This is a genomic window from Streptomyces hundungensis (genome assembly GCF_003627815.1).
GTDB classification, from domain to species: domain Bacteria; phylum Actinomycetota; class Actinomycetes; order Streptomycetales; family Streptomycetaceae; genus Streptomyces; species Streptomyces hundungensis_A.
Genome location: NZ_CP032698.1, coordinates 4006683 through 4018826 on the forward strand (window position 1 = coordinate 4006683; position 12144 = coordinate 4018826).

The 12144-nt window shown below is 72.6% G+C and carries 8 protein-coding genes, 1 tRNA gene and 2 pseudogenes; 5 read left to right on the top strand and 6 right to left on the bottom strand.

Annotation, left to right across the window (positions count from 1 at the left end):
* The first annotated feature begins 126 nt into the window (after window positions 1-126).
* A complete protein-coding gene (locus tag DWB77_RS17815; protein ID WP_120722201.1) occupies window positions 127-1629 on the top strand; it encodes a sensor histidine kinase in 1503 nt (500 codons plus the stop codon).
* 256 nt (window positions 1630-1885) lie between these two features.
* Window positions 1886-2386: a hypothetical protein gene (locus tag DWB77_RS17820; RefSeq protein ID WP_120722202.1), complete on the top strand. Its 501-nt coding sequence runs from the start codon at window positions 1886-1888 to the stop codon at window positions 2384-2386.
* 10 nt (window positions 2387-2396) lie between these two features.
* Here DWB77_RS17820 and DWB77_RS17825 read toward each other — a convergent pair whose 3' ends face one another.
* Together DWB77_RS17825 and DWB77_RS17830 are read right to left on the bottom strand one after the other, a co-directional pair.
* Window positions 2397-3080: a pentapeptide repeat-containing protein gene (locus DWB77_RS17825; protein WP_120722203.1), complete on the bottom strand. Its 684-nt coding sequence runs from the start codon at window positions 3078-3080 to the stop codon at window positions 2397-2399.
* A 153-nt stretch (window positions 3081-3233) separates the two neighbouring features.
* The gene (locus DWB77_RS17830; RefSeq protein ID WP_120722204.1) at window positions 3234-3746 is read right to left on the bottom strand and encodes a GNAT family N-acetyltransferase; all 513 of its coding nucleotides are present in this window, start codon (window positions 3744-3746) and stop codon (window positions 3234-3236) included.
* Between the two features lie 125 nt (window positions 3747-3871).
* Between DWB77_RS17830 and DWB77_RS38925 the strand changes: the two are divergent.
* Window positions 3872-4513: pseudogene (locus tag DWB77_RS38925) on the top strand (rhomboid-like protein); the annotation flags it as partial.
* A gap of 53 nt (window positions 4514-4566) precedes the next feature.
* On the opposite strand, the gene DWB77_RS17840 reads toward DWB77_RS38925, so the two are convergent.
* Entirely contained in the window at window positions 4567-5349 is a 783-nt protein-coding gene (locus DWB77_RS17840) for a DsbA family protein (RefSeq protein ID WP_120722205.1), read from the bottom strand.
* 220 nt (window positions 5350-5569) lie between these two features.
* Here DWB77_RS17840 and DWB77_RS17845 point away from each other — a divergent pair, with 220 nt between their 5' ends.
* A complete protein-coding gene (locus DWB77_RS17845) occupies window positions 5570-6961 on the top strand; it encodes an NAD(P)/FAD-dependent oxidoreductase (RefSeq protein ID WP_120722206.1) in 1392 nt (463 codons plus the stop codon).
* 767 nt (window positions 6962-7728) lie between these two features.
* Here the strand turns inward: DWB77_RS17845 and DWB77_RS17850 are convergent.
* From DWB77_RS17850 to DWB77_RS17860, 3 genes and pseudogenes are all read right to left on the bottom strand, one after another.
* A pseudogene (locus DWB77_RS17850) lies at window positions 7729-9845 on the bottom strand (restriction endonuclease).
* Window positions 9846-9988: 143 nt separating this feature from the next.
* A complete protein-coding gene (locus DWB77_RS37825) occupies window positions 9989-10486 on the bottom strand; it encodes a hypothetical protein (RefSeq protein WP_246033561.1) in 498 nt (165 codons plus the stop codon).
* A 62-nt stretch (window positions 10487-10548) separates the two neighbouring features.
* Window positions 10549-10622 (bottom strand) — tRNA-Thr (locus DWB77_RS17860).
* A 228-nt stretch (window positions 10623-10850) separates the two neighbouring features.
* Here DWB77_RS17860 and DWB77_RS17865 point away from each other — a divergent pair.
* The gene (locus DWB77_RS17865) at window positions 10851-11987 is read left to right on the top strand and encodes an ABC transporter ATP-binding protein (protein ID WP_120722207.1); all 1137 of its coding nucleotides are present in this window, start codon (window positions 10851-10853) and stop codon (window positions 11985-11987) included.
* The last annotated feature ends 157 nt before the right edge of the window (window positions 11988-12144 follow it).

Below are 12144 nucleotides of genomic sequence, written 5' to 3' on the forward strand. Positions count from 1 at the left end.
GGTACGGCGGACCCGCCCGTCAGCCGATCGGTTGATGCGGGGGTGGCCCGGCCGGGTCACGATGGGTACGCGACACCTGCGTACGGGCAGGTGAGGCGGGCGAGGCGAGGCCGAGGGAGAGGGCGGATGAGGGACCACGACGGTGGGCGGGGAGCGGCGGGGGCGAGTCCCCCGGCCGACGCCGAGCCGTGGTTGCCCGTGGTCATGCACGCGGCGTTCTTCCTGCTCCTCGGCGCCTCGCTCGCACGGTTCCTGATCCGGCACCCCGGCGAGCCGCGTACGCCGTGGATCATCGCCCTGTCGACGACGCTGGCCCTGCTGTACGTGCTCGGCCCTGCCCTGGGCTCACGGCCGACGCCGCGCCGGCTCGGCTGGCTCGGCGGGGTCGTGGCCACCTGGATGGTCCTGGTGCTGCTCGCGCCGAGCTTCGCGTGGTGCGCGGTGCCGCTGTTCTACACGGGCCTGCGTACGTTGCGGCCCCGGGCCGCGCTGGTCCTGGTCGGGGTGCTGACGGCGTTCGTCGTCACCGCCCAGGTCGAACTGTCCCCCACCGGCTTCGACCCCAACCTCGTCCTCGCACCGCCCGCCGTCGCGGCGATCGCGACGGCCGTGTTCGTCCAGATGCAGCGGCAGGCCGAGCGGCAGCGCGAACTGGCCGACCGGCAGCGGCAGTTGATCGACGATCTGTTGCGCACCCGGCGCGAGCTCGCCGCGACGGAGCGCCGCGAAGGCACGCTGGCCGAGCGGCAGCGGCTCTCCATGGAGATCCACGACACCCTCGCGCAGGGCCTGTCCAGCCAGCGGATGCTGCTCCAGGCGGCCGACCGGGTGTGGGCCGCCGACCCCGGCGCGGCACGCCGTCATGTCCGTACGGCGGAGTCGATCGCCGAACGCAACCTCGCCGAGGCACGCCGCTTCGTCCACGACCTGGGTCCCGCCGACCTCGCGGAGGGCGGCGGCCTGGACGAGGCACTGCGGGCGCTTGCGGCGCGGGAGTCGGTGGAGTGGGTGGGGTCGGCGGGGGCAGTGGGGTCGGCGGGGCCTGGAGGTGCTGTGGGGGATGCGGGTGCCGCGGGGGATGCGGGTGCCGTGGGTCTCCCCGGCCCGGGGGCGTTGCGGGTGCGCTGCCATGTCGACGGGGCGCCGAACGCACCCCTGCCCGAACGGGTCGGCCCGGCCCTGCTGCGCATCGCCCAGGGCGCGCTGGCCAACGTTCGCGAGCACGCCGGTGCGACGACGGCCGCGCTCACCCTCACCTACCTGGGCGACCAGGTGGTCCTGGACATCGCCGACGACGGCCGGGGGTTCACCCCGGGCCCCCTCGGCGTACGGGACTCCGCCTCCGGTGTACGGGGTCACGGCCTGCCCGCGATGCACGCGCGGGTACGGCAGCTCGGCGGCACCCTGACCGTCGAGTCGGCGCCCGGCGAAGGCACCGTCCTGTCCGCCCCAACCCCCTGGGCCTCCGCCCCAGCCCCCTTCGCCCACCCACCCGTGACGGGGGTTGGTTGGTCCCGGCCCCCTGGGGCTCCGCCCCAGACCCCGGGCGTTTGCCCACCCACCCGCCCGTGCAACGGGTGGAAAGGTTCGGCCCCTGGGGCTCCGCCCCAGACCCCGTTCGCGCCTTAAGGGCGCTCGTCCTCAATCGCCGGACAGGCTGAGGTGGCCTGCACTGTCCAGCACCGAGCACTTAAGGGGCGCGGGGAACTGCGCGACCAGCCACCTGCGGCCCGCAGACGAAAACGGGTTTTCTTGGGGGCGCGGGGAACTGCGCGACCAGCCGCCCACGGCCCGCGGGCGAAAGCGGGTATCCAGGGGCGCGGGGAACTGCGTGAGCAGCCGGGCCGGGGATGGGGGTGGGGGTGGGGCGTGGCACCATCGGGGCGTGCTTGACATCGGCTACTCCCTATCCCGCCACTTCCCCGACCCCACCCGCATCGACTACCGCCGCGCAGACGTCTACACCCTCCGCCACGACCTGTTCTGCGGAGACGTCTACCTCGCCGACACCAAGGCGGACCGCGAGGTGTCCACGGCCTGGGGATGGGTGCCGGTGCTCGACTTCGCGTGGGCGCTCTGCGACACCGTCGAGCTGCTCGACCGGGACCCGCTGGGCTCCCGCGCCGCGCGACCCCAGTACGCCGAGATCGACTTCACCGAGTCCTCCGACCGCATGCTCTTCGAGCGCCGCTTCGGCTGGGTGGACGTGGAGGCGGACTGGATGCCCGGCGACGAGGAACCCCTCACCTTCTCGCACACCGAACTCCGGCGCGAGACAAGGGACTTCCTGCACGACCTGATCGCCGATCTGACCGACATGCACGAGGACCTCGGCGAGAACCCGATCATCTGGGACCTCCAGGCCCGCTTCCCCAGAATCCCCTGAAGCGGCCCCCTCACGCCTCCACCCGCACCCCCACCTGCGCCGCGAACGCCGGTGCCAGGTCGAGGAGTTGGGAGGGGCTGATGACGGCGCCCGCCAGTCGTTCCACGCCGCGTGCGATGTCGAGCAGCGTCACCCCGCGCAGGTCGACGTCGGCCATGCGCACGCCCGTGAAGTCGGCCCCGCGCAGCTCGCAGCCCCGGAACTCGACCCGGGTCAGCCTGGCGCCGCCGAAGTCGGGCTCGGAGAGCACACAGCCGTCGAAGACGACATCGCGCAGCTCGGCCTCGCGCAGGTTCAGGTAGTCGATCTTCCCGCCCTTGACCAGCACCCGTTCGAGCACCGCGCCGTGCAGCTGGACCCCGCCCATGCGCACGTCCCGGACCTCCACGTCGCGCAGGCTCGCCCGCGCCAGATCCGTACCCACCCCTCGGATCCCGGACAGCACCGAGTCGATGAAGCGGGCTCCGGTCAGGCGTGTGTCGTCCAGGACGCAGCCGTAGAGGCCGCAGTCGAGGAAGCGGGCGCTGGGTGCCTGCTGGCGCGCCAGGTCGAGGTCCCGGAACTCCAGGCCGTCGTAATCACCCTCCGGTTCCAACTCACCCGCGCCGAACGGCGCCAGTGGCGGCAGTCGCACCTCCACCCTGCGGGCACCCGCCGTAGCCGCCGTCTTCTTCGCACTCCGAGCCGCTGCCATGCCCCCATGCTGGACCATCGCACTGACAATCACCCCTGCTCGCGACGGGGGAATCCCCCACTCCGTACTTTCGCGCCACGGGCCCACCACATTCCGGCCGCCCGCCGGTAAGTCACGACGCGCCGGCCGACCCCGAGCCCCCACCCGGCGGCGCTAAGCCACCCCGCCCGGCCCACTCCGCTCCCCGCGCTCCGGCGACTGGCCCAGCGCCGTCAGCGCCGCATCCGTCAACCGGTACACCGTCCACTCGTCCTGCGGGCGCGCGCCCAGCGACTCGTAGAACGCGATCGACGGGGTGTTCCAGTTCAGGACCGACCACTCCAGGCGCTCGTAGCCCCGCGCCACGCAGATCCGGGCCAGTTCCCCCAGGAGTGCCTTGCCGTGGCCGCCTCCCCGGGCGCCGGGGCGTACGTACAGGTCCTCCAGGTAGATGCCGTGCACCCCGCGCCACGTCGAGAAGTTCAGGAACCAGATCGAGAAGCCCACGGGTTCGCCCGACGCGTCCTCGGCGATGTGCGCGAAGGCGGCGGGGTGCGCGCCGAACAGCGCCTCGTGGAGCCGCTCCTCGGTGGCGCGCGCTTCGGCGAGGCACTTCTCGTAGTCGGCGAGCTCGCGAACCATCCGGTGGAGGGCGGGGATGTCGGTGGGTGACGCGTCGCGAATCATGGCCGAAGGGTAGGCCGAGCCCGGCCCGCACCCGGGACGCGGTCCGCCGTACGGAACGTCCGGGACTCCCCGCGTCCCGGATGTCGGTCCCCGCGCCCGCGCCGCGCCCGTGGGTGAATCGGGGCATGAGGCCCTTTCCTCCCGGCGCGCGGCCGGTTCGCGCCGTGGTGCGTTATGTCCGTAGCGCACCCGGCACCTACCTCTGGCTGGCGGCGCTGTTCGTCACCACCATCGCCATGCACCACATGTCACCGGAGTTCGAGGCGGACTTCCTGCGGCAGCGGTCCACCAACATCCACGAGCTGTCGACCAACCCCCGCCGGGTGCTGATCGCGAGCGCGTTCTGGATCGACGGCGGCGGCTGGCTTCCGTACGCGGCGCTCTACAGCCTCTTCCACGCCCAGGCCGAACGGTGGCTCGGCACCCCGCGCTGGCTGATCGTCGCCTTCGGTACGCACGTGACCGCCACCTTCATCAGCGAAGGCGCCCTGCTGTGGGCGATCCGGCACGACTACGCACCGCACTCCGCAGTCAACACCCTTGATGTGGGCGTGAGTTACGCGCTCGCGGGAGTGGTGGCCGTACTCACGTACCGGATCGCCGCGCCGTACCGCCACCTGTATCTGCTCGGCGTCCTCGTCCTCTACGGCGCCCCGCTGCTCAGTGACCGCACCTTCACCGACCTCGGGCACTTCGCGTCCGTGCTCATCGGGCTGGCCTGTTGGCCGCTCACCCGGGGGCGGGGCGCGCCGTGGAATCCGGCGGACGGTCTGCGCGCGGCCGGGCGGGGGTGGAGGCGACGGCGGGGCCGGCGGCGCCGTCAGGAGACGCCCGACTCCGCGAGCACCTTCTGGAACGCGTCCGCGTCGAACATGGCCCGGCCGTCACCGGACGGCTCCTTGCCGTCGATCAGGACCACGGGGCTGCGGTTGACGCCCGAGTCCTCGAACGCCGCCTGCGCCGCCTTCACGAAGTCCTGGTACGTGTTCTCGCGGACCGCCCGGTCGAAGGTGGGCCCGCGCAGGCCCGGCACCTTGTCGGCGATCTTCAGGAGATCGTCGGCGGTGAAGGCGTCGTCCGTCTCCTTCTCCGGCTGGCCGGCGAAGACGGCCGCGTGGAACTCGGGGAACGTGCCGCGTTCGACCGCGGCCCGCATCGCGTTCACGGCCCGCTTCGAGCCACCCTCGTCGGGGTCGGCGTCGAGGAACGAGGCGATCGTGTAGCGGATCTTGACCTTGCCCTCGGCGGCGAGCCGGGCGACGGCCCTGGCGCCGCCCTCCTCGAAGTGCTTGCAGTAGGGGCAGCGCGGGTCCTCGTACACCGACACGGTGTGGGGCGCCCTCGGATCGCCGACGACGATTTCCGCACCCTCCACCTTCGCGGGCAGCTTCGCGAGCGCGGCGGCGCCCGGGGAGGCCTCGGCGCTCGGCTCCGCCCGCGCGGACGCGCCCGAACCGGAGCCGCCGGGGCCGTCGGGGCCGGAGCTGCCGGAGCCGTTGCTGGCGGGGCCGTCGGGGCCGGACGAGCAGGCGGCCGCCGACAGGCCGAGGGCGGTGGCCGCCACCGCCGCGACGACGGCACGACGGAATCTGCGGACACCCATGACGACCCAACCCTTCGGTACAAATCCCACAAACCTTGCGAAACCGCCTGCCCTTCGACCCTAGACACCCGCCCCCACGACCCCGCCCGGCAAAGGTCCCGCCCCACGCCGCCCTTGGTCCCACGAATTCCGCACCGCGCCCGCCACCTGCGGATTCCATCGGATTCCAGTGGATTCCAAGGGTGGACAGGCGAGGGAGGCGGGTGTACGAACAAGCCTCATGAGCGCGATCAACGGCGGAATCTCCTTCTGGTACGCAACCGACGGCATCCCCGCACCCCGTGAGCCGCTGCCCGGCGACAGGACCGCCGACGTGGTGATCGTCGGCGGCGGCTACACCGGCCTGTGGACGGCGTACTACCTGAAGAAGGCGGCCCCCTTCCTCGACATCACCGTCCTGGAGTCCCGCTTCTGCGGCTACGGCGCCTCCGGGCGCAACGGCGGCTGGCTGTACAACGGCATCGCGGGCCGCGACCGGTACGCCAAGCTGCACGGCCAGGACAGCGCGGTGCGCCTCCAGCGGGCCATGAACGACACGGTGGCGGAGGTGGTGCGGGTCGCCGCCGAGGAGTCCATCGACGCCGACATCCACCAGGGCGGTGTCCTCGAAGTCGCTTACGGACCGGCCCAGTTGGCCCGCCTGAAGGCCTTCCACCACGCCGAGGTCACCTTCGGCGAGAAGGACCGGGTCCTGCTCGGCGCGCGCGAGACCGCCGAGCGCATACGGGTCAGCGGCGCGGTGGGCTCCACCTGGACGCCGCACGGCGCGCGCATCCACCCGGTGAAGCTCCTCAAGGGGCTGGCCGCCGCGGTCGAGGCGCTCGGGGTGACGGTGTACGAGTCAACCCCGGTCACCGAGATCCGCCCCCAGCACGCCGTCACCCCGTACGGAACGGTCCGCGCGCCCTATGTCCTGCGCTGCACCGAGGGGTTCACGGCCTCGCTCAAGGGGCAGCGCAGGGCCTGGCTCCCCATGAACTCCTCCATGATCGCCACGGAGCCGCTCGGGCCCGAGGTGTGGGACGCGATCGGCTGGGCGGGCCGCGAGACGCTCGGCGACATGGCACACGCGTACATGTACGCGCAGCGCACCGCGGACGACCGGATCGCGCTCGGCGGGCGGGGCGTGCCGTACCGCTTCGGTTCGCGCACCGACAACGACGGCCGCACCCAGCCCGCGACGATCGAGGCGCTGCGGGAGATCCTGGTCCGCTTCTTCCCCCAGCTCGCCGGGGTGGGGATCAGCCACGCCTGGTCGGGCGTGCTCGGCGTCCCGCGCGACTGGTGCGCCTCGGTCACCCTGGACCGCACGACGGGCCTCGGCTGGGCGGGCGGTTACGTCGGCTCCGGCGTAGCCACGGCCAACCTCGCGGCGCGTACGCTGCGCGACCTGATCCAGCGCGACTCCGGCCAGTCCGGCCCCACCGACCTGACGGCCCTGCCGTGGGTCGACCACAAGGTCCGCGCGTGGGAGCCGGAGCCGTTGCGGTGGCTGGGGGTGCGGGGGATGTACGCGGCGTACCGCGCGGCGGACCTTCGAGAGCTTCGGAGTCCGCGGGTGGCGACGGATCGGGTGGCGCGGGTGGCGGACCGGGTGGCGGGCAGACGGTAGGACCCGGGACCACGTCACCAGCCCCCTGCGCCCCCAACCCCCTGGTCATGCGCGGACCGTGCCCGCGTCTCGCGCAGTTCCCCGCGCCCCCAACCCCCGGTCACGTGCGGACCGTGCTCGCGTCTCGCGCAGTTCCCCGCGCCCCTGAACCCCTCTCGATCCCGCGGACCGTGGGTGGCTGGGCGCGCAGTTCCTCGCGCCCCAAAACCCTCGGTCACGTGCGGACCGTGCTCGCTTCTCGCGCAGTTCCCCGCGCCCCAAAACCCTCTCAATCCCGCGGACCGTGGGTGGCTGGTCGCGCAGTTCCCCGCGCCCCCAACCCCCGGTCACGTGCGGACCGTGCTCGCTTCTCGCGCAGTTCCCCGCGCCCCTGAACCCCTCTCGATCCCGCGGACCGCGGGTGGCTGGTCGCGCAGTTCCTCGCGCCCCCAAAACCCGTTTTCGTCCTCGCGCCGTGCGTGGCTGGGCGCGCAGTTCCCCGCGCCCCTAACTACTCGGTGCGGGGCACCTTCAGCCTGTCATGGGGGTCCCCCCTGGCCCTTAAGGCCTTGGGGGAGATTGAGGACGAGCGCCCTTTAGGCGCGAACGGGGTCTGGGGCGGAGCCCCAGGGGCCAAACCTTTCAACCCGCTGCACGGGCGGGTGGGTGGGCAATCGCTTGGGGTCTGGGGCGGAGCCCCAGGAAGGGCCGGGACCAGCCAACCCGCTGCGCGGGTGGGTGGGTGGGTGGGCGAAGGGGGCTGGGGCGGAGGCCCAGGGGGTTGGGGGTCAGGTGGTTGTGAGGCCGAAGGGGGCGAGCAGGTCAGCCAGGCCGCCCCGATACCCCGCACCCCCCGCCACAAAGTCCCAGTCCCCACCCCCCGCCGCCGAAACGCCCCCAGCACCAACGCCGTCTCCCCGACCCGCCCGTCGGAAACGGGCAACCGATCGAGCTCCCGCCCCGCCCGGTCCCGCAGACAGATCGCCGCATCCGTGAACCCGGCCAGATCCCGCCCGGGGTCCACCTCGGGGTCGACCGCCGCCACCAGCACCAGCCGGTCCGCCTCCTCGGGCAACGCGTCGAAGACGACCCGCACCGCCGCCCGGTCACCCCCCACCCCCGGCACCATCCGTACCGAACCACCGGGATTCTCGGGGTTGTTGAAGAACACGAAGTGCTCCTCACCAAGGACCCGCCCGCCCCGGCACACCAACGCGCACACGTCGAGCGCCACCGACCCGGCCCAGGTCATCCCGAGCAGATTGAAGTCCTCGGAGCCCCCCGCAGCCGGACCCGGGCCTGGGGCCGAAGTCGGGGCCGGGCCCGAGGACGGGACCGAGGCCGGGGCCGGGCCCGGGGCGCCCCCCTCCCCGAGCCGCCCCCGCAACCCGTGCTGATGCAGCAGCTCGACCAGCTCGCCCCCCGACACCAACGTCAGCGGCTTGCCCTCGGCGAACCCGTACGACCCGGGCCCGAAGCCCGAAGTCGTCACCAGGACCCCCTTGTTGGCCCCGGCCGCCTGCACCGTGCCGTACAGATCGCGCACTGCCGTCGGCGGGACCGTATTGCGGTAGCGCTTGACCTGGACGATGATCCGGCCGCCGCTGATCGGGTCCGGGTCGAGCGCCTCGACGTCGACGCCGCCGTCGTTGGAGCGCTGCGTGGTGAGCGCCTGCATCCCCCGGGCCCGGAACAGCTCGGCGACCAGCCCCTCGAACTCGATGGGGTCCATCGTGAACAGGTCGGGCTCACCGCCGCCCCCGTGCGACACGACCCCGGTGCCGACGTCGGCGGGCCGGCGCCCGGGACGTATCGCCGCCCGCTGGTCCGGCCGGGCGGAGAGCTGCCCGCGCAGCGCCTCCACCAGGCACTCCACCGCGCTGACCTGGCCGAGGTTGAGCTGCGCGAAGGTGGCGCGCGCCACGCTCACCGTCGCGAGGAAGATCTCCGCGCGCCGCCCGGTGGCAGGGTCCACGTCATCGACGAAGCCGTTGAGGACGACCGATTCGAGCACCCCGTACTCATCGGCCGCGAACAGATCGCGGAGCACGAGCAGCAGGCACTGCGCGAGCGCGTCCCGGTACAGGGCGCGCCGCTGGGTGACGGGCCGCGCGGTCTCCTTCTCCTGGTCCGAACTGGCCACGTACCGAACGGACTTGACCTCCGGCACCACCTCGATGCCGGGCAGCTCCCAGTCGAGTACGAGCTGACGCGCGCCCCGGTCGAAGGCCGCCGTCACCTGCCGGGGGAACCCCTCGGGCCAGGCGCCCGACGCGTACAGCGCAGCCGTGAAGTAGTCGACCGCCGCACCCGGGTCGCCGCCGCGCAGCGCGTCCACCAGCTGGGCGAGGCCCGCGTTGTGCGCGCGCACCTCGGCGAGTTGCTGCGCCGCCCACGCGTCGTACTGCGCCCGGTACTCGGCGAGTTGGCGTACCCGGTGCGCCTCGGCGGCCTGCGCGGCGTGCCAGTCGTGCTGGTACCTGGCCTGCGCCTCCTGCTGCGCCTGCGCCCGCCGCCCGGCCGTCCAGCCGCCCTGCGCCTGATAGTGCGCGGGGTCGGGCATCGCCACGGGCCGGCCGAGCGGTCCGGGCTCGAACGGCGCGACCTGTTCCGGCCGGGTCAACGCCGCCACCCGGAACGGCGCGGCCCGGCACCCCTGGGCCAACAGCGCGCCCAGCGCGGCGACTTGGCCCTCCAGCTCCTCCGTACGCAGCCGGGCGTCCGCCTCCCGCCCCTGCCGGTACGCCGCCTGCTGTTCGCGCTGCATCCGGGCGAGGTCACGCTCGTGGGCCCGCTGCTGCCGCTCCCCCTGCACCACCGCCCGCCGCTGCGCCTCCCGCTGCCGCTGCTGCTGCCGCTGCGCCTCGGCCCAAACCCCAGCCACCCCACTGGAACGCCGGCTCATACGATGTCCGCCTCTCTCCCCACACCCCGGAAACCCAAGTCTTCCGGACCCGGCGCCGACGGGCGGCCGGCCCCGCACCTACCCAGCGCCCCCCGGCTCGCCGGCGCCCCCTGGGCAAGCGCGGCTCCGCGTGGGCGCGGCCCTCAGTGGGCGCAGTCGTCCCGCTCGCGGTGGAGACGACGGAGCTCGCCCAGTTCCGCGGCCGGGAAGGGGTGCTCCGCCCACTTCTTCAGGTACCCCTTCGCACCGTGCCGGTCGAGGAGGCCCTGCGCCGCTTCCAGTACGGCGTGGGCGACGACGCGGCGCGGCTGGACCGAGCTCCACACGCATTCGCCGTCGCCGTCCGGCAGCCGGGAGCTGTGGTGCAGGTCGGGGAAGCGGTGGATGTCGATCGTGACGGTCTTCCCCGCGGCCCGCAGCACCCACCTCACTTCGGCCGGCTCCATGTCGAAGGAGACCCGCTGCGGCGCTTCGGAGCCGTACAGCCCCGCCACCCCGGCGAGCAGATCGGCGAGGGCGTCGGTGCAGTAACTCGGAACGTCCGAGTGCTCCGACACCCCGTCGGTGATCCGGTACGTCGCCCACCCGGACCCCGTCAGGGCCCACTGGAACTCGAACCCGCCCGCCACCCGGTCCCCCACAGTCGTCCACCCCCGAAAGCCGGAGGGCCCCAGCCACGATCGGCTGAGGCCCTCCATCCAAGAGCCCCCTGTCGGGTTCGAACCGACGACCCCCGCTTTACAAGAGCGGTGCTCTGGCCAACTGAGCTAAGGAGGCAACCCGTGAAGTGTAACCAACCCGCGCGCGGGCGCGGCCGGATATGGGGTGGGGTGGGCGGGCGGGGTGGCCGGAGCGGGCCCCCGCCAACTTCCCGCTCCCGGACTGCTGACAACCCGGACATCCCCGGGGTAGCGTCCTGACCCAGTCCACCCAGGTGGACTACACCACTTCTCCCTCTACTCGGATCGTCCGGCACGTTCCTGCCGGTGAAGGGACACATCAGTCATGGCCACTGTCACGTTCGACAAGGCGACCCGGATCTACCCGGGCTCCACCAAGCCCGCGGTCGACGGGCTGGAGATCGAGATCGAGGACGGCGAGTTCCTCGTGCTCGTCGGCCCCTCGGGCTGCGGAAAGTCCACCTCCCTGCGCATGCTCGCGGGCCTGGAGGACGTCAACGGCGGAGCGATCCGCATCGGCGAGCGGGACGTCACGCATCTGCCGCCCAAGGACCGGGACATCGCGATGGTGTTCCAGAACTACGCGCTCTACCCGCACATGACGGTCGCCGACAACATGGGCTTCGCCCTGAAGATCGCGGGCGTGAACAAGACGGAGATCCGCAAGAAGGTGGAGGAGGCGGCCAAGATCCTCGACCTCTCCGAGTACCTGGACCGCAAGCCCAAGGCGCTCTCCGGCGGTCAGCGCCAGCGCGTCGCGATGGGCCGGGCCATCGTGCGCGAGCCGCAGGTCTTCCTCATGGACGAGCCGCTCTCCAACCTCGACGCCAAGCTCCGCGTCTCGACGCGTACGCAGATCGCCTCGCTCCAGCGCCGGCTCGGCATCACCACCGTGTACGTCACCCACGACCAGGTCGAGGCCATGACGATGGGCGACCGCGTCGCGGTCCTCAAGGACGGTCTGCTCCAGCAGATCGACTCGCCGCGCAACATGTACGACCGCCCGGCCAACCTCTTCGTCGCGGGCTTCATCGGTTCGCCCGCCATGAACCTGGTCGAGGTCCCGATCACCGACGGCGGCGTGAAGTTCGGCAACAGCGTGGTGCCGGTCAGCCGTGAGGCGCTGACCGCCGCCGCCGACCGCGGCGACCGTACGGTCACCGTCGGCGTCCGTCCCGAGCACTTCGACATCGTCGAGCAGGGCGGTGCCGCCGCGCAGACCCTCACCAAGGAGTCCGCGGACGCCCCGGCCGGCCTCGCCGTCACGGTCAACGTCGTCGAGGAGCTCGGCGCCGACGGCTATGTGTACGGCTCCGCCGAGGTCGGCGGCGAGACCAAGGACCTCGTGGTGCGTGTGAACGGCCGCGCGGTGCCGGACAAGGGCACACAGCTCCACGTCGTCCCGCGTCCGGGTGAGACCCACGTGTTCTCCACCTCAACGGGCGAGCGTCTTACAGACTGATACCGGTGCGCGGCCCCCAACCAGGGGGTCTACGGCTCGGGCGGCCTCGCACATGCGTGCGGGGCCGTCGGCCGTTGTCGACAAATACCCCGGCATCCCGGGCAATTCGAATCGTGTTCGTCAACACGTCATTCGAAAAACGACGTCGAACCATCCC

What these genes read in the sequence shown, in the direction of transcription:
- DWB77_RS17815 (WP_120722201.1), top strand. Translation starts at nt 127, where the DNA reads ATGAGGGACCACGACGGTGGGCGGGGAGCGGCGGGGGCGAGTCCCCCG.
- DWB77_RS17825 (WP_120722203.1), bottom strand. Translation starts at nt 3,080, where the DNA reads ATGGCAGCGGCTCGGAGTGCGAAGAAGACGGCGGCTACGGCGGGTGCC.
- DWB77_RS17830 (WP_120722204.1), bottom strand. Translation starts at nt 3,746, where the DNA reads ATGATTCGCGACGCGTCACCCACCGACATCCCCGCCCTCCACCGGATG.
- DWB77_RS17840 (WP_120722205.1), bottom strand. Translation starts at nt 5,349, where the DNA reads ATGGGTGTCCGCAGATTCCGTCGTGCCGTCGTCGCGGCGGTGGCGGCC.
- DWB77_RS17845 (WP_120722206.1), top strand. Translation starts at nt 5,570, where the DNA reads ATGAGCGCGATCAACGGCGGAATCTCCTTCTGGTACGCAACCGACGGC.
- DWB77_RS17865 (WP_120722207.1), top strand. Translation starts at nt 10,851, where the DNA reads ATGGCCACTGTCACGTTCGACAAGGCGACCCGGATCTACCCGGGCTCC.